Source organism: Erwinia sp. S43 (genome assembly GCF_016624745.1).
GTDB lineage: Bacteria > Pseudomonadota > Gammaproteobacteria > Enterobacterales > Enterobacteriaceae > Erwinia > Erwinia coffeiphila.
The window spans coordinates 161003-181303 of the sequence record NZ_JACVTX010000006.1 but is presented as its reverse complement, the minus strand read 5'-3'; the positions used below and the strand labels follow the sequence as shown (position 1 = coordinate 181303).

22 protein-coding genes are annotated in these 20301 nt (G+C 52.7%); 1 reads left to right on the top strand and 21 read right to left on the bottom strand.

Going from position 1 to position 20301, the window contains the following annotated elements:
• Window position 1: 1 nt before the first annotated feature.
• Window positions 2-421, bottom strand: coding sequence for a translesion error-prone DNA polymerase V autoproteolytic subunit (locus tag IBT47_RS10765; protein WP_105592852.1), 420 nt, complete (start codon window positions 419-421; stop codon window positions 2-4).
• A 71-nt stretch (window positions 422-492) separates the two neighbouring features.
• On the opposite strand from IBT47_RS10765, the gene IBT47_RS10760 reads away from it, so the two are divergent.
• On the top strand, window positions 493-738 hold the full coding sequence (locus IBT47_RS10760; RefSeq protein ID WP_200547786.1) for a DinI family protein: 246 nt from the start codon (window positions 493-495) through the stop codon (window positions 736-738).
• A gap of 206 nt (window positions 739-944) precedes the next feature.
• Here the strand turns inward: IBT47_RS10760 and IBT47_RS10755 are convergent, their stop codons facing one another.
• From IBT47_RS10755 to IBT47_RS10660, 20 genes are all read right to left on the bottom strand, one after another.
• Complete coding sequence (locus IBT47_RS10755; RefSeq protein ID WP_200560446.1) at window positions 945-2291, bottom strand: hypothetical protein; 1347 nt, start codon at window positions 2289-2291, stop codon at window positions 945-947.
• A gap of 1 nt (window position 2292) precedes the next feature.
• Window positions 2293-4497 (bottom strand): right-handed parallel beta-helix repeat-containing protein, encoded by a 2205-nt coding sequence (locus IBT47_RS10750; RefSeq protein ID WP_200560445.1) that lies wholly within the window; start codon window positions 4495-4497, stop codon window positions 2293-2295.
• 53 nt (window positions 4498-4550) lie between these two features.
• Window positions 4551-7643, bottom strand: a complete 3093-nt coding sequence (locus IBT47_RS10745; RefSeq protein ID WP_200560444.1) for a host specificity factor TipJ family phage tail protein — start codon at window positions 7641-7643, stop codon at window positions 4551-4553.
• Complete coding sequence (locus tag IBT47_RS10740; RefSeq protein ID WP_200560443.1) at window positions 7640-8020, bottom strand: nitrite transporter; 381 nt, start codon at window positions 8018-8020, stop codon at window positions 7640-7642. The genes IBT47_RS10745 and IBT47_RS10740 overlap by 4 nt, the downstream gene beginning before the upstream one ends.
• 9 nt (window positions 8021-8029) lie before the next feature.
• The gene (locus tag IBT47_RS10735) at window positions 8030-8512 is read right to left on the bottom strand and encodes a DUF1833 family protein (RefSeq protein ID WP_200560442.1); all 483 of its coding nucleotides are present in this window, start codon (window positions 8510-8512) and stop codon (window positions 8030-8032) included.
• Window positions 8509-8979 carry a hypothetical protein gene (locus IBT47_RS10730; RefSeq protein ID WP_200560441.1) on the bottom strand — a complete coding sequence of 157 codons (471 nt, stop codon included), beginning with the start codon at window positions 8977-8979 and terminating at the stop codon, window positions 8509-8511. Before IBT47_RS10730 ends, IBT47_RS10735 begins: the two co-directional genes overlap by 4 nt.
• Window positions 8979-11411 carry a phage tail tape measure protein gene (locus IBT47_RS10725; RefSeq protein ID WP_200560440.1) on the bottom strand — a complete coding sequence of 811 codons (2433 nt, stop codon included), beginning with the start codon at window positions 11409-11411 and terminating at the stop codon, window positions 8979-8981. Before IBT47_RS10725 ends, IBT47_RS10730 begins: the two co-directional genes overlap by 1 nt.
• Before the next feature lie 56 nt (window positions 11412-11467).
• Window positions 11468-11839, bottom strand: coding sequence for an outer membrane protein assembly factor BamE (gene bamE / locus IBT47_RS10720; protein WP_200560439.1), 372 nt, complete (start codon window positions 11837-11839; stop codon window positions 11468-11470).
• A 324-nt stretch (window positions 11840-12163) separates the two neighbouring features.
• Window positions 12164-12547, bottom strand: coding sequence for a phage tail assembly chaperone family protein, TAC (locus tag IBT47_RS10715; protein WP_200560438.1), 384 nt, complete (start codon window positions 12545-12547; stop codon window positions 12164-12166).
• A 54-nt stretch (window positions 12548-12601) separates the two neighbouring features.
• Window positions 12602-13093 (bottom strand): phage tail tube protein, encoded by a 492-nt coding sequence (locus tag IBT47_RS10710; RefSeq protein WP_200560437.1) that lies wholly within the window; start codon window positions 13091-13093, stop codon window positions 12602-12604.
• Between the two features lie 55 nt (window positions 13094-13148).
• Window positions 13149-13514, bottom strand: a complete 366-nt coding sequence (locus tag IBT47_RS10705; RefSeq protein ID WP_200560436.1) for a DUF3168 domain-containing protein — start codon at window positions 13512-13514, stop codon at window positions 13149-13151.
• A gap of 1 nt (window position 13515) precedes the next feature.
• Window positions 13516-13983: an HK97-gp10 family putative phage morphogenesis protein gene (locus tag IBT47_RS10700; RefSeq protein WP_200560435.1), complete on the bottom strand. Its 468-nt coding sequence runs from the start codon at window positions 13981-13983 to the stop codon at window positions 13516-13518.
• Window positions 13976-14308 carry a phage head closure protein gene (locus IBT47_RS10695; protein WP_200560434.1) on the bottom strand — a complete coding sequence of 111 codons (333 nt, stop codon included), beginning with the start codon at window positions 14306-14308 and terminating at the stop codon, window positions 13976-13978. The genes IBT47_RS10700 and IBT47_RS10695 overlap by 8 nt, the downstream gene beginning before the upstream one ends.
• A 3-nt stretch (window positions 14309-14311) precedes the next feature.
• Window positions 14312-14515: a hypothetical protein gene (locus tag IBT47_RS10690; protein WP_200560433.1), complete on the bottom strand. Its 204-nt coding sequence runs from the start codon at window positions 14513-14515 to the stop codon at window positions 14312-14314.
• A 63-nt stretch (window positions 14516-14578) separates the two neighbouring features.
• Window positions 14579-14905, bottom strand: a complete 327-nt coding sequence (locus IBT47_RS10685) for a head-tail connector protein (protein ID WP_200560432.1) — start codon at window positions 14903-14905, stop codon at window positions 14579-14581.
• Between the two features lie 9 nt (window positions 14906-14914).
• Window positions 14915-15133 carry a hypothetical protein gene (locus tag IBT47_RS10680; protein ID WP_200560431.1) on the bottom strand — a complete coding sequence of 73 codons (219 nt, stop codon included), beginning with the start codon at window positions 15131-15133 and terminating at the stop codon, window positions 14915-14917.
• Between the two features lie 43 nt (window positions 15134-15176).
• Window positions 15177-16397: a phage major capsid protein gene (locus IBT47_RS10675; RefSeq protein WP_200560430.1), complete on the bottom strand. Its 1221-nt coding sequence runs from the start codon at window positions 16395-16397 to the stop codon at window positions 15177-15179.
• A 9-nt stretch (window positions 16398-16406) separates the two neighbouring features.
• A complete protein-coding gene (locus IBT47_RS10670; RefSeq protein ID WP_105595557.1) occupies window positions 16407-17255 on the bottom strand; it encodes a head maturation protease, ClpP-related in 849 nt (282 codons plus the stop codon).
• A gap of 11 nt (window positions 17256-17266) precedes the next feature.
• Window positions 17267-18571: a phage portal protein gene (locus IBT47_RS10665; RefSeq protein ID WP_200560429.1), complete on the bottom strand. Its 1305-nt coding sequence runs from the start codon at window positions 18569-18571 to the stop codon at window positions 17267-17269.
• The gene (locus IBT47_RS10660; protein ID WP_200560428.1) at window positions 18571-20301 is read right to left on the bottom strand and encodes a terminase large subunit; all 1731 of its coding nucleotides are present in this window, start codon (window positions 20299-20301) and stop codon (window positions 18571-18573) included. The genes IBT47_RS10665 and IBT47_RS10660 overlap by 1 nt, the downstream gene beginning before the upstream one ends.

The following is a 20301-nucleotide window of genomic DNA, read 5'->3' as shown; positions in this document are numbered from 1 at the left end:
CTCAGCCTGCCGATTTGATGATGTAGGTCACGACACCGAACACATCAAGCGTGTCTTCGCTGCCAACGACGATTGGTGAATAAGCGCTGTTCATCGGATTCAGCTGCACAGTGGGGCGGAGCTGTAATTTTTTCACGGTAAACTCACCGTCCACAGCTGCGATAACAATATCTCCGTGATCTGCTTTGCGGGAGCTGTCGATGACAAGAAGATCACCCTCACTGATCCCCCCTTCAATCATGCTGTCACCAGCGGCTTTCACGAAATACGTCGCGCTCGGGTGGTTTATTAACAACTCATTGAGGTCGATGCGTTGCTCTACGTAGTCCTGCGCCGGGCTGGGAAAGCCGCACGGCACCAGGTCGCTGAATAGTGGTATCAACATGGCTTCAGGGCTTTCAGTCGGCATGTAAATTTCCATTACTCTTTACCTTTTCACTGTTTATTTATACAGTGCATACTGTAATTACATCCAGTATAGAGGGCAAGGAAATGTTCGTTGAACTGATTTATGACAAGCGAAATGTCGAAGGTTTACCTGGTGCTCGCGAAATCATCCTGAATGAGCTGACAAGGCGTGTTCAGCGGATTTTTCCAGGCGCAGAGGTGAAGGTGAAGCCAATGATGGGTAACAGCAGTATCAATACTGATGCCAATAAGTCCGAGAAGGAAAAGCTCAATCGTATGCTGGAAGAAATGTTTGATGAGGCGGATATGTGGATGGTAAACGATATCTGAGGAGCCAGCAGGCCTTAGCGCCCCGACGCTTGGATCCACATGCCGAACAGACGTTATGAAAACCAGCCTCTTACGGCTGGTTTTTTTGTGCCTGAACTTTGCGCGGGGAGTCAGCGGGGGCTTCATAGTAGCGAGGCATGATGCCCTCCCGTCAAACAATGGCTGTATATAAATACAGTATAGATCAATCCGGGAGGGATCAACACTTAATATAAAGCGGAGAACTGGCTGACCATTTCGGTATCACTCAGCGCCTTGTCAAAAAACGCCAGCTTCGCAATACACCCGCCCCATACGCCTGTCGCCGCCAGTGCAGAGTCCAGCCCGCGCCCCAGCAGGATTTTCTCAAATCCGTTTACGGCATTCGTCATCAGCGTCTGCACGCCGTCAGCACCGTTACACATCACTTTCACCGTACCGCCTTTGACGGTAATCAGCAGTGGCCACTGTCTGAATGACTCGTACCCTTTACCTGTAAATCCGACCGGGGTGAATGCTCCGCCGATATTGTGCGTCATCAGCGGCATGTAACGGTAATTACCCCGTCGTGACCCCTGCCCCACTGAGACGAACTCGCTCGTGGTCGCGTTATACAGCGTGAACAGGTTATTGCCGCCATCATCACCGCGCGGCGAACCGGGCATGGTGCCTGAAATGAACAGGGAAAAATCAGCCTTACTCTCCGCCGGGATGTCGGGGAGCAGCGTTGTCACGTCGAGCGATCGGGTCACAAAGGTAATCGGGCTGGTCGGGACCACCATTGCACGCTCTGCCTGGGCAATCGCCACCTGCAGCGTTCTGCCCGTGCCGGTAAACTCCGGCGTCATTACATCGTTATCTGAATTAATGAATGACACACGGAAATCCGCCGTGGCGGCAGGCGGGTTATTCAGAACAATCGAGCAACGCCAGGAGTTATCATGACCCGGCTCGATCAGCGCTGAAAGCAGCCCGGTTCCCGTAAAGACCACCGCACCGCGTGTCAGGTCGAAGTTCGCATAGCTTCCGGCTCCGCCCCCCACGGCCGCCAGCTGGATACGGTCGGCAGTGCCCGGCTTCACGAAAATACTGATAACATTCGCATTGGATGTGGAAAGCTGCGTGGTGGTGTCGCGCAGACAGTGCTGGGAATAACCCGCCAGCTCCGTCAGTGTGTACCAGTACCCATTAAGTGCTGCGGCCGACACGCCTGTTTTCGCCCAGGTCGATGCGGTGAAGTCCAGCGGCGACGCCATGTAGTTCGTCACCCTGTTTTCAGTACGGAGCCCCAGTTTTGCGAGCGTTTGCGGATGCCGGTCAATCACACAGATGCTGTTATTCGCCTCCGCCAGGCCACCACTTTCATCAATATAATTCGCATGTGACCCACGGAAAATATTGATGCGGGAGTTAATGTCCGTTGTGCGGCTGACGGTTCCGCCGATCCGGTCGATATAAAGGCCGTTGATGAAGTCAGCGTAAAGCAGTGCTGCCGCAGGCATTGGCGCGGACGAAATGGGTAAGGACTTTACGTCGCCCTTGAAAGACGTATTTGAAATAAGCGTGACTGCCATATCAGAACCCCGGATTTCTGCCGTAAGTGACGTTGGTTTGCGTACCGGTCAGGCTGACCGGTGATGAACTGGTGTCGGTATACTGATTCTCAGTGATATCAATATCCTTCACACTGCCCGCCCCCTCGATAGCATGTGCGCCATTTTTTGAGCGAAGTTTATTTCCCGTAATGCTGCCGGTATCGATATTGCCGGTGATTTTGATATTCCCTCCGTTGCGGATTGCCCGGTTGTTCATAATGTCGATGTCGGTCCATGTACCTGAGTTAATTTCTATCGCATCCCCGGCGTTACCAATCAGGTCATTACCTGAAATACACATATCAGGCAGTGAATATTCGGCTTTTGCTTCAAGATGCACGCCGTTACCGTTGTTATCCTTCACCTTGTTTCCGGAAAAAGAATATCCGCCGCCGCCCAGTGATTTGGTTGACGAGTAGTTAATCCCGTGGCTGCCGTTTCGCTGTATCTGACAGTTGGTGGCAATACCGTAGTTTCCGGACTGGGGCCGGTTGTTATTCACCGTGAGCGTGCCGGAATCAATGAGAATACCTTCGTGAATATTGTCATTAATCTGACAGGCATTCAGGATGACACCAGACAGGCCGCAGTCGCCAAATCCCCAGCCGTTGCCCGTCATGATGCTGTCGGCAACAATAATCTGACGCGACTGGTAAATCAGTTCCGGGTCGGCTGTCTGCTGCTCGAAGAAGATGCCGAAGTTTTTATTGCCACGGTTGATGGTGCGGCTGATAATCAGTGATTCATCCTGCCGCGCCCCGGTGCCGATACCGATACCGGAAGAACCGGCCCTCCCGAGCGACGATAACCGGCCACAGTTATCCGTCCGGCAGTCCAGGATGAAGGATTTGTCCGGGAAGTCGATGCCGATGCCGGTGGCAGCAATGTCATGCGTGTAGCAGCGCAGGAAAAGGCAGTCCGTAAAATACTGGATATAGAACCCCTTAACCCAGTAGCCATAAACAGCCTGTTCAGAGCCATCAATTTCCACATCGATAAACTGCGCATTTTTGAGATAACTGTCCTTCCCGCCCCCCCTGGTGATGGCTCCGTGGCTGCCGACGGGGAGGAACCTGGCGCGTCCGGGTGCCATCAGGATGGTGACGTTATCGCGCGGTACAATTTCGTTGTGCAACCGGTACACGCCGTCAGGGAAATAGACTGCGCCGCCGTATTTCAGCCCTGCCAGATAATTGATGGCTGCCTGCACGCGCGAAGAGCAGTCGTTAAGCCCGCGGTTATCAATACCAAAATCGGTGACCGCATTGAAACACTGCCGGTGCTGATACAGCGCATCAACCTTTTTGCGGGTTTTACTGATATACCGCTGCAGGCTTTCTCCGCCGAGGCCTGGTATATGGTGCTCCCCCATCTCATCAACAAACCCCAGCAGTGAGTTCTGCGCATCCGTCAGTCGCAATATCGCCGGGGGCGCGTCGCGCGTGACTGCTTCAGATACCTGCCTGATATCGTCCTGAAGTGACTGCACCGGACGGCTGTTCAGGCCCGGCAGATAGAACTGGCCTGCGGCGTCAAGGAAAGCGACAAGGTGAGTTTTGTCCTTATCAAACCATTCGTGGAGATTTTCACTTTCGCTCTGCTTTACGGCAGAGGAAACCTGCTCAATATCAGACTGGAGCGCCTGCACCGGGCGGCTGTTGAAGCCGGGGAGGAAAAGCTGCCCTGCCGGGTCCATAAAGGCAATCAGGTTTTGCTGCTCTTTGTCATACCACTCGTACAGATTACCGCTGCCGTTCTGAGAGAAGTATTTCTCGAAGATTTGATAATACGCGCTGACGATATCCAGACTTTCCTGCGAGGGCATCTTGCGCCCCGTAGGCTTGAGCGTGCCGCCATCGTTGATGTACTCCAGCGCCAGCGCTGTATCATCCGGACTTCTGACGAATGTGGTTGAACCTACAGGGATACTGGCGATATCCGCCTGGGCAGCAGCCAGCGTCATATACTGACGACTGAGAGGGATAAGATTCTGGCGGGCACTCTCAATAATCCGTGTAGCATCAGCGACTATCCCGGCCCATGACTTCAGAACTTTATTAAGCCTTCCTGCGACGCTTTCAGCATCGCCATTCAGCAATTTATCCAGTACCTGCGCATTATCAAGCAGGTCACGGGGATCGACAGAACCCACCGCGCTCCCGGTATTATTCATTGGTGTCGCCATTTACGGACTCCATAAAAAACCCGCCGGAGCGGGTTGAAGGTCAATTGATGTGGTTAAACGGTATCGCCGGGATACGTGGCGTCGTCGTGCTGATAAAGCAGGGGCGTATACTGCACAGCATTAACGGCTGTCGAGCCGTCAGAGGAAGGTTCGATCGAAGACAGCAATGCGTCATAGCCCACTCGTTCCGACGAGCAGAACACCAGTCGAGGTGGCTCAATCGCGCCGTCATCCATTTCCCATTCATCAAGCCTGAGCGCTGCCGTTTCGGGCAGGGTCAGCGTGTAGTCATCAATGCGCGTGGGTATCAGCAGGGCTGATGCACTGCCGTCCTGGAACCGGATAAGGCAGCGCGGATTCGTGAAGGTCCAGTCAAGCGGTTCACTGACGCTTAACGTCACCAGGCCACCAGCGGTTTTCATGCCCACAATCAGGCAACTGATGGTGCTGCTGCCGGGGATATCGTCGGCCAGCACAATCCGATCGCCGTAGTCGTAGCAGAGTGCGTCCAGTTCCGTGCTGACCGTGTGACCCAGCCGCTGATGCAGGTACTTCATTAACCGGCGCATCCCGATGCGGTATGCACGGTCCGGGTCGGTAACGCCGTCCAGTTTGTAATCCTCAATTTTCACCGGCGTCGAATTGTCGCTCGTCCGGCACTGCACGGTTTCCTCGGCCCACGTTGTGCCGTTGATATAGGTCACATCAACCCCGTCATAATCATCTGCCGACGGTGCGGTGAATGACGTCTGCAGTTCTTCCGTTGATTCCTGTGGGGTGATAATGCCAGTCCACGGCTTAATCCCTTCACGCCCGGCGGATGCCAGCCCGTCGCTGAGCAGGAAGTACCCCATCCCGGCATTCGTGATTTTCTGCACCATATCGAGAACTGAGATGTCGTCACTGTCAGCAGAGAAGTCGAACCGTTCCCCGCGTGGCGTCCAGTACTGGGCCTCAATCGCGTTGATTGCCGCTGAGTCTATTTCCCCTGCCTCCATCCCGGCACTCGTCAGCACATGATGAAGTGCGCCAGAGATACTGCGATTTTGCAGGCCGTTACCGTACAGCCGTGTGCCGGTGATATTCACGCGGTGATCGGACTGAGCAGCGAGGCGATTGCCGGTACGCACCGTCAGCGCCATGGTGGTGATATCCCGATATCTTGCCGGGCGGGCTGACAGCTTCGCCCGCATAGACTGCCACTGGACAGAATCGCGCGTGGTGCCGCCCCAGACGGGCGTAATGCGCTTTATTCTGACTTCGTAGTTACCTGCTGCAGGAAAGGTGATCGACTCGGTGTAGCCGATTTCATTAACCGTATCGTTCCCGTGTTTTATTTTGAAATCGGTCCACGCCTCACTGCCCGACAGCCGGTACTGGACCATGATTTCGACGTCATGCCAGTGGATAGCGCCGTCTTTACTGCCGATATCAACCAGCCCCTGAGGATAAACAAAGTTCAGCTCAACTTCGGTGGTTGTCTCGCTGGCCGGGCAGCAGAGAAACGGCCCCATCCACTCACTGGCCTCATTCATTCCGGTTACAGCAGCGTCAAGCAGAATGCGCGGAGTGAATCCCGGCCAGCTGGCATCAGTAGTCACAGAGCCATCATTGTTCGTAATTAGCCGTTCCACGGTAATTGTCAGGCCGTCGATTTCGGTGATACGGTACTGCCGTCCGCGTAAAGCCAGGGACAGACGCTGCTGGCCAACAGGCAGACCCGAAAACGCCTGCCCTGATGCGCTGCTCCAGGCCAGTGACACGCTCGGCAATACAGCAGGCGTGCCGCCTGAAGATGCCACACCAGCCACAACTTCAGGATCATCACCAAACAGCTCCACCGGCAGCAGGGAGTAACCAATACTGTTACCGCTGTAGGGGCTGTCTGCCTCACCGATGCGAATACGGGTATCAACTGCTGAAACGGACAGACCGCTGCCCGTCAGCTGGTCCTCAATCGCATCCGTCAGCCCTGCCATCGTCGTGTAGTTTGCAGACAGTGAAACGACATAACTCGCGCCTGCCCAGCTCAGTGTGAAAGATACCGGTGATTCACTGAAATCGTATGTTACCGGCGCAGCGCTGCCGGTTAGGGACGCAGCATTACCGCCAACACCGGGCACCGCTGGCGTGCCCGCATGAAACGCCGACACATACAGATCGTAATCCGTGTTATTCCAGGTCAGTGCAACACGCTGGCCAACTGCGGGAGCCAGCTCAGTGATATCACCGTAGATAACCGATCGCCCTTCTTCACTGGCCACAGTGAAGGTTTCCGGCGCGGTCACTGTGATCACCGTGCCCTCTTTCCACGATTCAGGGATAACAGAATCATCGTCGTCATCTTCATCGCTGGACGTTCCGCCGATCATCGAAATGGCGTTGCCTGAGACGCTGACCGCATCAGCAGAGATGCTGACAGACGATGGCCCGGTTGATGCCAGGTCAAGACCAGCCGTGCCGGATGTGGTCCCACCTATCTCTGTTGAGGCATACCAGTTATCTGCGCGGGGATCTGCGCTTACATCCGCACCCGGTGGATAAATCGTAAAACTGACGTCATCCCCGAACGACGAAACTGGTGTATTGCCAATTTTTATGTCGCTATTGTTGAACCCTAAGCTACCCACGCTTAGCGAAAGAAACATGCTGGTTCGGTAGATTTGCGGGTTGTCTTTATCAAAGCGGCTGACCGGCTGCATGAGATAGTCCGGGAACACTCTGTAACGCCCCAGCACTTCACGGATCGGACTCCCCAGTTTTGCCGAGTTGGCCTTCGTTGGTGACAGGTCCAGCGTATCGCCGTTAGCCGTGGAGCTGCCGTCCATCTTCATCTGCGACATCATAATCAGCGAGTAGGCTGCTGACGCTACAGCAACGGCAATCGCTGCCCACGCGGCAATCTCCAGCCCGGTGCCATACGGAACAGGATAAATCCTTACATCACTGTCGGCCTGCAACTGGCAGAGAGGCCACTCGCTCAACGGTACTGATACACCATTCAGCTCAACGGCCACCGGCGAGGCGATATCACCGCGGTACTCTTTCACGTTTTCTGCAAACCACTGGTGCAGGGTCATCGCCGGATGCTCATGCGTTTCAAGCGGTTCACCGGGTAACCGGGAGGGGTAAACTCGGACTGTCATTTCCAGAACTCCACGCGGCTAAAACGCCGGATAAAACGTGTAACAGGAAGAAAGGTGACATTCATTCCGGGATTACACTCAGCGACATAAAGCTGGCCAGCCATGCGAATGACCACGCCGACATGCGTCACTGTACTGCCGGAGTAACAGGCAACCCCTGCTCCCTCTTCCGGCTCACAGCGCTGCAGTGACAGCATCAGCTTTTTCGCCTCGCGGTTCAGCCCTGCTCCGTCTTTTGTCACCCCGGCAAAATCCGGCCATTCAGCTAAACCCAGGTCTCGACGCACCTCGTTAACGATGCCAAAACAGTCAAGTTGCGGGAACACTCTCCCGCCCTTCAGCCAGGTGACTGAACGGTATTTATCAGGATCGAACATGTTATTTCCTTAACTGAGGTAGCGCAGGCCGGGGTGTTCGTTCAGCGTGTAGCGCTTGCGTGGCCATGCGCTGTCGAGGATGTTCATATAGCCAGCCGTAATCTGCACCTGCGATGCGGTCCAGTAGCCCGATTTGATAGCCAGGCGAATGGGTGACGATGCGGGCGCGGCAAGGTCGGTCGAAACGTAATGACGGAACGTCAGCGAAGCGCGGTCGAGAACAGCGAGGGCGTCGCGGATGGTTTTTGAAACCTCGCCGTCGATATTCCCGATCGCAAATTTCAGGTCCTGCGTGCCATCGGCGTTACGCGCCGGCAGAGCGATATCGATGCCACACGCCTCGAAGGTCAGTGAGTTTCCCGACTCATCATTAGCCGTCACATCATCCCACCCACGGCAGAGGTAAAAGACCTGGCTGCCAACATTGATCTGCAGCGTTTCGATAATGACCTCTGACCCGCTCGAAGCGTAAAGCCGGTTGAGTATCGTCATGCTTTTGGCCACTCCCGGTTAATAGCGATATCAATAATCGAAGAGCCAGCCAGAAGCTCAGGATAATTACCCCAGCCAGGCGGTGGCAGCGGGCGTTCCCATAGTTCAAGTGAAGCGCTGTAGCGCCAGTATCGTCCGCCGGTAAGTGTTGGCCCCTCATAGATATCGAGGACTCTGCAGACATAATCCCGAGTTCCCACAGGCGTTTTAAGCGGCATGTTAAACCAGGATGCGCCATCGTTAATCGCATCCCGATACCAGGCTTCAAACACCTGCGCCTGAGTATCCGTAAACAACCAGCTGACAGAAGCCTCTGTGGGTGTTGACGTATATCGACGCCGCTGTCTGGCACGACCAGACACCATTGGTGTTCTGAGTAATGGTGATACGGGCTTTAAGCCATACCCATCCTGTAGCGGCAAAGGGAGGTAATCACGCGGATAATTGATGCTTGTGGTGATAGCCATCAGCCCTTCCTCCTTCCTGCTGTCGTTTTTGTGGATAGAGCTTTGTGTAAATCACCGGTGCCTGTCACGACAGAATTGACCGCCTTTTGATATCCCTTATTTGCACCTTCTTCTGCCGCTTTGCGCACGAGCGCGATCGTCGCATCAGATGGGTTACCGTTAATGGTTATGGGAATATTGGGCGCATAGACAACACCACCTCCATTTGATTGAGTGGCTACTCTGTCAAGAGTGGCATCCAGTTTCGCAGATGTTTCAGCCGTGGTGACACGCTCGCCTTTTTGTAAAAGCCAGGTACCTGTTTCCGGCACTGCGTCGATACCATCATGAGCCATACCTGCCAACGATGTTGCAGTTACAGCGGTAGCCAGCGGAACGGTTACAGCCGCCGCAGCCGCCATTGCAGCAGGAGCCATTGCAGGACCAATAATTGGTATCGCTGCCGTAGAGGCATAAGCTGCGATTTGAGCTTGCAATGCCATCGCTTGAGCATTAGCTGTCATGACGGAGATGGCAGATGCCTGGGCTGATTTCCCCACAAACAACTGCACCGCCTGATATACCAGCCACTGAGCAGCCATATCTGCTAAAGCCTTTATGACAGATTGCCCAAGATCGACGAAAACACCTTCCACAGCATCGCCAAGTGATTCGGACTGATTGATTAAATCTACAAGATGATCAGAAACAGAATTACTCGCACTACCCAAGACAGAAGTCATTGCATCGGCTGATTGCTGATAATAGTCGCCAGAGCTCTCAGCGAAATCTGCTAACGAGTCAGTTATGCCAGCCGACCAGTTATCCTTAAGTTCATCAGCTTTACTATAATAATCTTTCTGTATTTCAATTCGTTCATTAAAGGCATCCTGCAAAGCCTTAGTTTCAGCGTCGTAAAAGCCCTTATCCTTTATTTCACCTGACTGATATTGCTTTTGTAATTCCTTTTGTTGATTAATGTAATCCTGCTGGATGTCAGATAGTTCCTTCATCCTATTACGGGTTTTCTCACCAAGCTCCGAGCCTATTAAATCTGAATTGAGAGAACTTCGGGCATTGTCGTTACTTGCATGTAGGTTAGCAATGTACTCAGAAATTTTTAAATTATCTTGATTGGTTTTTTTGAGTTCGTTTAAACGGTCTACTTCCTCAGCCAGCCCTTCAAGTCTTTTTTTCTGATTAGCATTAATACCTACCAGCTTGCCATCCGCCATATCAAACTGAAGTTTTTGTAATTCAGTAACAACTTCTGTTTTCTTGCCGGTTGTATCAATTAAAGCGATCTGACGCTGATAACTTGTTTCCATTGCCTTAAAAGCAGATTCAAGTTTTTTAGCTTCTGCATCAGGCTTGGTCTTTTGGTTAGTTTCACCAGTACCAAGCGTGAAGTCTGAGATAACATTTGCTTCTTTTTTTGGTGTAGTAGCAGCTTTAATATCTCCCGCCAGAAGATTCGCCATCCCAGCCAGTTTTTTATTTTGTTCAAACTGATACCACCCACCAGCGCTAAAACGATCGGGTATTTCTGACAGACGGCTGAGCAGAGCTCCAGTCTCTGAGCCCATTTTGCCCATCCAGCCAACCAACTCCGCCACTCCTCCGACGAGCTTGGTGAGGCCATCTAAAACCGCTGGATCAGTAAAAACCTCTTTCATGTCGTCAAGACCATGCTGCAGCGGAGATAAGTCTACCTTTGCAAGACCTGATGCAATTTCAATCTTAAGGCCTTTAGCCTGTGTCTCAAGGTCCTGAAAGAACTGATTCACTTTAACAAGATTGTCAATATCTTCTTGTGGCGGCGCTACACCGAAGTCTTTTGCAAGCTGGATGAAATTTTTCAGTTTTTCATTGTTGTTGTCGAACAATGGCAGCAATTTTGACAGGTCATTGCCTAGGCTTTCCAGAATCATGGTCTTTCCGGCCTGAGTAGGTATTTTCTCCAGCGCACTGCTGATCGCCAGTAACTGCTTGTCCGGCGATTGCTCTGCCAGTTTCTTGGCAGATAAGCTCAAGGTATCCAGAGCCTGCGCAGCCTCGCCAGAGTTGTTCAGGACAGCATCACCAACCTTATCGTTAATATCTTTGAAAATGTCAGCAATATTATCGCCTGTAAGGCCCGCTTGTTGAGCAGCATATTGCCAAGCCATAAGCTCTTGAGTAGACATTTTCAGGGACTTAGCCCAGCGATCGGTTTCCACTACCTGTTCCGAAGTTGTCTTCAGCAGTGAAATACCGGCACCAGCCGCAGCAACCGATGCAGAAGCCGCCAGTGCAGCCATTCCAGCTACAGCCAGCCCAGCGGCTTTCATATTCGCTTCAACTTTTCGACGCCATTCTTCAGACGATCTTTCAGCCCTGTCCATTCCTGAAACAAAGCCACCAACTTTTGCTATAAGGTCAATGGTTAGTGTTCCGAGTGATTTGCTGGCCATATAAACTCCGGGCAAAAAAAACCCCGCTATTGCGGGGTTGTTTGATATTCATTTAATTATTGGGCCTGTACCTGCCTTGCATTATCCAGCCCCTGTTTATATAGCTTTTGGGTGTTTTCCATCATGTCATCCGCTAGGGTTTGCTGCCCCCAGCGGGAGACTTTACCGTCAACAAAGGTAACCACAAGCCGATCACCCGCAAGTTGCTCATTGTCAACAGGAGTAAAGCCCACCATTACAGGGTTCCAATAAATCCAACGTTCGCGCTCTTCATTAACATCGGTCCGCCGTGGCTGACCGAGGATTGATGAAACCTGTGGCTTTGACATGCCCAGAGCGAGACTCATGGATTTTTGGTTATAGTCAATCTTGTTAGCGCATCCGACCAGCAAAATACAACCCAGAATAATACCAATAAGTTTCTTCATCGCAGTTCCTTTTATGGTTCGGATTCATCCTAACGGTCAATCTTTACGAATAAAAGGTCTAATGCCACTTCTGCATTGCCTCTTCCAATGTTAACGGCTGCTTGTGCATATGAGGGGCGAAATCAGCAACCGTGAAAGGCGGTGCTTCTTTTTTCCGATTAATGTTCGCAAGAGTGCTGGCAACTGTCGCTCCAGCTAACTCCGTTCGCATCATCTGATTTAGCGAGCCATACTTTGCTCTATACCTCATCCAGGTGCGGTATTCCTTTAGGCTTATCAATTCCTGAGCTTCAACAATTGTTCTGCCACCAATGCCGTTCAAGACTAGTTCGCACCAGAATTCGTCGGTGGCGCTGAGGCTGTCATCTTTCCCAGATCATTCACTTCTTTGATGGCGACTAGTAATGCGATTGTCAGTTCGCCATCCAGTGCGCCACGTCCCGGATCAGCTTCGCCGGTAATATCTTTGGGGGTGAAGATGGGCTTCCCTTCTTCGTCGCAAACTGACGCCGCAATACGCCCGGCAACACCGTCAGCTCGTGCATTATGCGCCAGAAGGTTGCCAACGGCGGTCTGATAACCCTCTGGGCGAATGAATACTGTCGCTTTAATCTTTTTGCCCAGTTTATTCTTCCAGGAGATTTCTTTTTCTACCGGACGGCCAGTGAACGCGCCGGATTCTTTAAGAACATCCATCGTTAATTTCATGCAATACCCGCTTATAGTTTTTTGTTAGGGGTGTTACCACACCCCGTAAATTGGTTAAACGCCAGCCTGAGCTTTACGAATCCATACACCCGGCCCGGAACGCTGCATAGTCGCGCTGGTTGCAACGACAGTGTTGCCCTGGAAGTCGAAAGGGAAATCACTGACATAAGCCTGGAAGGTGTACCATGTGCGTGTTGCCGGTAGGCTCAACCCACCATTCACCACTGTCGGCGCTGCTGTTCCATCTGCCCAGCCGATCGCCCACTGAACAGTGGCCTGATCTTCATTGCTTTCACTATCCTCTTCAGCAAGTTGCCATAGCAGATAATGGGAATCATTTTCCGGGTCAGCGTTAATTGTTGCTGACGCCTGCCCCGGCGTGCGCAGGCCCTTTTTATACTTGCGACTGTTTCTGTCGCTAAGACAGGTGTCATCAATCTGATCGGCAGGGTTAGCGCCGGGGTTAAATGCGGTAATGCATTCAATTTCATGCACCGCACCGTTGATGAGACCGTACAGCTGAGTGCCTTGCGTTAATACAGACATAATTATCTCCGGGTATAAAAAAACCGGCACTCGGCCGGTATTGTTGAAATTAGCGCTAACGTTTCACTATCCAGTCAACGTCGAATGAATATCTATAGGTTTTAGTTTCCGTGTCGCGTGTCTGGCCACCCCACCGCGTTATGTATGCGTGAGGTTCAATCGCATCACGCAGCGCTTTAGTAACAGCCAGAACTTCACTGGCCGTTTTCGCGTAAACATCCACCTGCAGCGAATAGTTATCATGATCAGGTACACGGTCCAGATACTGAGGGGGATCGCCGCCGATGTTTTGCCATACCGCATATGGGTACGTTATTTCACCGTCATACTGTCCGAACGGATACAGGCGCACCGGCATATTACCGAGCAATGCAATAACCCCGGCACTGGCGGAACATACTTCAAAGATGGGTGCCATCATGTTAATTACCCCGCGCCAGAGCCTTGTCTATGGCTTTTTCATACTCAATACCGAACGTAGCCACAACCTCGTTAATACTGGACTCTGCCGCCGGGCGCATGAACGGCTGAGCGGCCATGTGCTCAGTGCCGAACTCTATTAAGCGCCAGTGCGGCGTAGGTGCGTTTTTTGCCTTGTCCGGGTGGTCCTTCAGTTTCGCGCCATATACCACACCAATCCTGAACCCTAAATTTCCAGTACGTTTGAACAGTTTCCCGTTCCAGCGCAGCGCGATATTGTCAGCGATGCTTCGACCCGTGGCCGGATCATCAATCCTTCTCGCTCCTGCTTTGGCCTTTTTAACAATGACATTGGCCGCTTTACGAAGCGCAGCACGCCCCGCTTTTTTCTTGAGGTCTTTAGGGATTACCTCAAGCTTGGCCAGTAGTGACTCCATCCCTGTAAGCGAGAATTCAACACCATCAGCCATCGTTAACCCCCTCAGAACACGGCAGGGTCAGGTATTCGCGACCGCTTTTCGGATCGGGCAGAACACCTTCGATGTTGAAAATCTGCTCACGATACAAAATGCGATGGTGTCGGGTAATGCCTGGCCGGTAACGGATTTTAATGCGGGTGGTTACTTCTCCCTGCCCCGCCTGCGCGGCAATAAACTCGCGAACGGATAAAGGTGATACCTCTGCCCACAATGTTGCCACATCAAGCCAGGACGATTCGACAGCGCCTGTTACCGGGTCCTGCTGACTGACCTTTTGCTGCAGGCGTACGCGGTGCCGAAGTTTACCTGCCTGCATACATCACCCCACTGGTTTGCCGCTCAGGTATTTCGGAGCGACGAGTTGTTCTTCTTCAGCCGTATCTTCGGCCAGCGACTGAATGAGGATCGCGCACAGCGATTCATTCGACTCAGCCAGGCGGTTTATAGCCGCCGTCTGGTCTTTCTTCGCCGCCGTCTCGGCGGTCAGCGCTGCTATCAGCGCGTTTACCAGTTGCTCGTTCATGGGCTATTTTCATCCACTTTTTAAGCCACTCCCGGCGGCGTTGGCAGGATGCACAGGGCATGTTTAAACCCCATAGATACGATAAGGCTGCAGCAATGCATCAACGGCAAGGGGAACTGTGGTAGCAGTAACGCCGACAGTTACACCCTCTCTGTTTTCATACCAGTGGCCAATCAGAAGAAGCATGGCAACCCTGATATCGTCATCAAGCAGTAAACGATCCTCGTCGGTATCAAATCCCGGGTCAGTATTTAGGGAATAAAGCTTCCGACGCGTCCATTTTTCTATATACCGCCATGAAGCGCGGTTGTAAGCTTCCAGAATTGTGTCGTCTTCAACGAAATCAGGCTCAAGCCGACAATGAGCCTTAATCACGCTCATTTCGATCATGGGACCGCCTTATTTAGTTTTAGACTTTGTTTTTGGCTGCTCTGGCTGCTCTGGCTGCTCTGGCTGCTCTGGCTGCTCTGGCTGCTCTGCAGGATTATCTTCAACCACCAGCACTGCATACCCTTTTTTAATTAATTCCCGCCCGTGCTGCTCCAGTGTTTCAAAGGTTGTGCCTTCGGTTTTCACCTCGCCTTCATGGTTGATAGGCTTAATCGCGGTTAGTTTCATATGTCTCTCCGGGGTAAAGAGTGGCCCGAAGGCCACTCAGAAATTACGCGCCGCCACCAGCAGCAGGCGGGGTGAAGGTGCCATAGATGAAAGCCTCAGGGCGCTTGACCGCCAACGCAAGACGCTCTTCACAACGAATAGAGATCATGTTCTTTTCGAAGTCATCGGCGTTCTCGGTAGAGATCACCACGTTGGCATCTTCACGATCGAAGATTTGTGCGCCAGCATTGAATGCACCGGTCAGGAATTTACCCTGGAACGCCGCCGCTTCAGTTGCCACAACTGGCAGCCCCCAAAGGGTCGGGCCAGTCAGCGCGGCTGGATTCGCCAGGATATAGCGGCCCAGCGTATCTTTAATCAATTCGATCTTAGCCCAGTCAATAAAATGCAGGACATGGCCTGAAGCAGGGAAACGCGCCAGCTGCGCCTGCAGCATAGCCAGACGCAGATCATCAATGCCGTTCTGCTGTTCCACTTCAAACGCGGCTGCATATACAGACGCCTGCGGGATGATGCCTTCCAGGTGAGCGCCGGTTCCGTCCCCGAACAGAATCTCCTGCTCTTCGACATACTTCAGGCCGTAGCGCAGCTCAGCGTCAATCGTTGACTGAAGCTGCGGCATGTCGTCCAGAATCTGCTTGGCCGCTTTAAACAGGTGAGCAATGGTGCGTACCGGGGTGATTTTTTCCGCGAACTGAATATCGCTGTAAGGCTTGGTGGTGTTCTCGGCGACGGCCTTTGCATTGTTGGTGAAGCCAGTCTGCTGCACCCAGTAAATGGTGTTGGATGCAGTACGGCCAGGTGCGATCAGGTCGCGAATGAACAGGCGCTGTTTTGGCTGAACATCGATACCGGGCAGGCGATCAGGTGCCACAATCTGCCCCGGCACATCTACCGTCAGCAATGCGGCACTTACCGGAATGCTGAGGCGTTTATTACCTTCAACACCGGCGGAAAATGCTTTCAGTGCTTCGGATGAAATAACCTGATGGCCGACGGTCTCAACCAGTTTTGCCGCATTACTTAGCGGCATCTGAGCAACGTGCTGTTCCAGCTCGCCCAGTGCAGCCTTCAGCGTTTTTTCAGCTTCACGCAGGGCATTAAACTCTGACGCCATTTTATCGACCGCAGCTTTGGTTTCTTCTGAGAGAGTGCCGGATTTTTTAGCCTCTTTCAGCGCCTCTTCAGCTTTAGCGTTGAACTTACCGCTGGCCTCTTCGATACTGGCCGTTACTTTTTTCAGAATTTCATTTACTTCAGACATAGCGATTCCTTATTTGCCGAACGCGGCCAGCGCGTCTTCAAGTTGTTTAATATTTTCAGGGTTTACTTCGTCGGTAGCGCCCGGCGTACCATCATGATCAGCAGCAGCGCCAGGCTTACTGCTTTTTAAAGCGTTGAGAAGTTTTCGACGTTCAGATCGTGGCGTTCCCGTCTTTGCCAGCAACGCATCAAGCTTGCGAAGCGCTGCAGACGGGCTGTCATCATCGTCAGAGATTTCATCAGCAGACAACAGGCGATTGGCAAATCCCTTATCAACGGCATCGCTGCCGCCAATGTAGGTTTCACCGTCCATCATGGCGGCCACGTCCTCCATACTCAGCCCGGTCCGATGCGAATAGATGTCGGCCATTGCTTTATCAAACGGCTCCATTTCTGCCGCAATCTGCGCCAGGTCATGACGGTTACCCATCGCGTACACCCAGCAGTTGTGGATCATCAGGAAGGCACCCCGGCCAATCTGAATATCATCGCCAGCCATCGCGATGATGGAAGCGGCAGAAGCAGCAAGGCCCAGCACCTTCACCGTGACCCTGCCCTCGTACTCACGCAGCAGGTTGTAAATCGCCAGGCCTTCAAACATGTCTCCACCCGGTGAGTTCACGTTGACCGTTACGTCAGCGCCATCAAGCGAGCGCAGCGCACCGGCGATACGGCTGGCAGTCACACCGTCCCCCCAGTAATCAGCGCCTATCACGTCAAAAATGGAGATGCTGTTTTCATCGGGTTTTGCGGCTTTGATGCCGCCATTCCAGCGGTCCATTGCGGCGGCCGGAAGGTCCCGTTTTGAGAGCGCAGAAGGTCGCCCCGCCGGTGCAGCCGGAAGGCTTTTGTGTGTCATGGGGGTAGCTCCTAAGCCGCTTTTTTCAGCGGAGATTGTTCAAACGGAATGTCCGGGAAGACGTAGTTATGAATTTTGAGAAGATTCGCTGCCTGAGCGGCCTGGGTGTTCTGCTTGAGGTCTTCAAGTGGCGTAAGATTCAGCTGTACCGTGTAAAGGTCTCCACCTTCAATCGGCGGCATATTCTCAAGCCGGCGAACGTCATTACGCGACATCCAGCCATTTTGAAGGGCGGTCGTGTAATAAGCTGAGCGCCCGGCACTGTCGGCACGCAACAGCCCCTCAACTGAAAACTCTGCAAACAGGTCGTCGTCACCATCCAGCAGGCAACGGGAAATCTCCTGCTCAATATTGACCAGCAGCGGGCGCAATGTGTTGGTCAGAAACTGCAGGTTCATACCTTCCACACTGGATGCCCAGCTGCTCTGCTTATCCGCATGGCCAACCATGAAAGGCGGGACCCGGAACCAGCGGCATATCTCTTCAATGCTGAAAGCGCGAGACTCAAGCATCTGCGCGGCTTCAGGGTTCATGGTGACGTTCTGATATTTCAGACCACCCTCAAGAACCATAATTTTCCCGGCATTTCGTGAGCCGGTGAAAGCCTGCATGTATCCACGCAGCCGCTCTCGCTGATCTTTATCAAGCGCATTATCCGCAGAAAGAAAACCAGAGCTCTGAAGCCCGTTTTCAAAAATCTTTGCGGCTGACTCTTCAACCGCCATTGCGGCACCGATAACATCGCGCCCTGTCATCATAGGCATCATTCCGCATACGCCATCCAGACCAAATCCGCGAATGTGCATGATGTTTTTAACGGGTATGACTCGCTGAGTTTTAACCTCGGTATAGGTGTATTCCAGCTGACCGTTATCCAGCCTCTTGACCACCATGTTCTGAGGAAGCAGAGGTATCAGCGAAACCAGCTTATTACCGATCATCTTCTTCTCAACAAAGGCATTCCCGCGCAGACAGATACTGGCCACCAGCATCAGCATGAAGCGCGATGGGGTCATTTCCATATTCGGACGGCGACACAACACCCGGTAAGCAGGATGCTCTATTGCTGGCTTGCGGGAGCCATCCGCCTGTCGTTCGTAAATTTTCAGAGGCAGGGTTGAAACAGACTCGCTCAGCAACCTGACACAAGCCCAGACAGCAGAAAGGCGGATCGCTTTCTCAGCCGATACCACCTTCCCGCTGGTGCTCATACCCATCCATTCCTGCCAGAAGGTCCCCGTCGTCAGTCCAATGGGGACGCCCAGCCAGTTCAGCAGCGCACTTTTCACCCTGCCGGGCTGTTTGTTCGCTTTCATCAGACTCCTACCATTATCGGATTATCAAAGAAGCCGCTCAGGTCCTGCGAGTCATTACCACCGTTTACCAGTAACCGGCTTTTGGCGGTGAACAACGCGACAGGGCCATCGATTTTGTTTTCAGGTGTGGATTTGTTCGGGAAGATGTTGTCATTCTTGTCCGGTTTTACCGTGACGTTCGACATCATCCAGGTCATGACAGGATTGCCGTCGTGGTGAATTTTGTTGCCGTAAACCTCGGCCTGTACTGACTTCATCGCCTCAGACAGGTTCTTCACTGTCTGAGCCACCTCGACCAGCGGCAATCCTTCATCTGCCAGTGCAAGACTGAATTGCGTGGCGCTCCACGGGTCAAAAGCGATTTCATTCAGGCTGTCACCGGCTACCCATTCAACGATTTCAGCCTTAATCAGGCCGTGATCGATAACATCACCATCGGTCAGCTGAAGGTGCCCTGCATCCGACCACTTGCGATACAGTTCGGCGATGTGATTCGGCGCAGTCTCAAGCCTCCCCTCAGGTATCCAGAATCGCGGCTGGATATGAGTTTTTCCCTCCGGGTCCCGCCATGCCTTAACGGCTGCACAAATGTCGATTTTGTTGGCAAGGTCCACCCCCACCCACATTGGCCAGTGTTTTCGCTGTTCTGCCGGTGCAATGCCCCGCATTTTCCCCCAGCGATCCATGTCCATCCAGGCGCTTTCGGCAGTTACCCAGATGTTCAGGTGCTTGGTGAAGAAGTTCGGACGGGCGGCTATCTGCTCTTTCGCCTTTTTGGCCAGACGCCGCATGTCATCCCATCGCTTACAAACGCCCAGACCGGGGTTAGCCTTAGGCCAGTTCGCCTCATCAAACGGGTCATCGCCTTCATCCAGGGTGTAAATGACAGCAAAATAGGTGTCATCCTCCACCACGCCGCGCAATATCTTGATGGCATAATCGCGCTGTTCGTAGCAGATACCTTCTTTATTCGTTCCCGCAGTAGTTATCGCGAACAGTAAAGACTGAAGACGTGCGCCGGTTGCCGTTTCCAGAACATCCCACACATCGCGGGTGCGGTGTGCGTGAAGTTCATCAACGATCCCGCAGTGAATGTTCAGCCCGTCCAGGTTGTTCGCATCACTGGAAAGCGGCTCGAATTTTGACGCTGTTCGCTCTTGATGAATGTTCAGCTTAACGTGACCAAACAGTCGCCCAAGGGTGCGGGGAGCTTTCTTGATCATGTTTTTGGCATCGTCGAATACGATGCGAGCCTGATCGCGTGTAGTAGCAGCGGAATAAACCTCTGCACCACCCTCTCCATCAGCGCCGGTCATATACAAACCGATACCCGATGATGCCGTTGACTTGGCGTTTTTACGTGCGACCTCGTTATAGGCGGTGCGGAACCGGCGAACCATGACCGTTTCGCCGTCTTCGTCCAGCACCTCTTCGCCGCTCATTTCATCAATCAGCGGAATAACGAAACCAAAAAGATTTATCAGAATAAAAATATGCCACGGCATCAGCTCAATCGGCTTACCCGCCAGAGCACCTTTTACATGCGGAACGAAATTATAAAAGTCGAGAATATGCTGGGCGCGGTCCTCACTGAAGTAGATGCCGCGCTCCGGCCCCTGCTCTAAATCATTGAGGAAACGCTGGCACGCTAGGCGCACCAGTTCGCCAGCAACGATCTCGCCAGCCAGCACGCTTTCTGCGTACTGAATACCAGCCTGAACGGTTGCCAT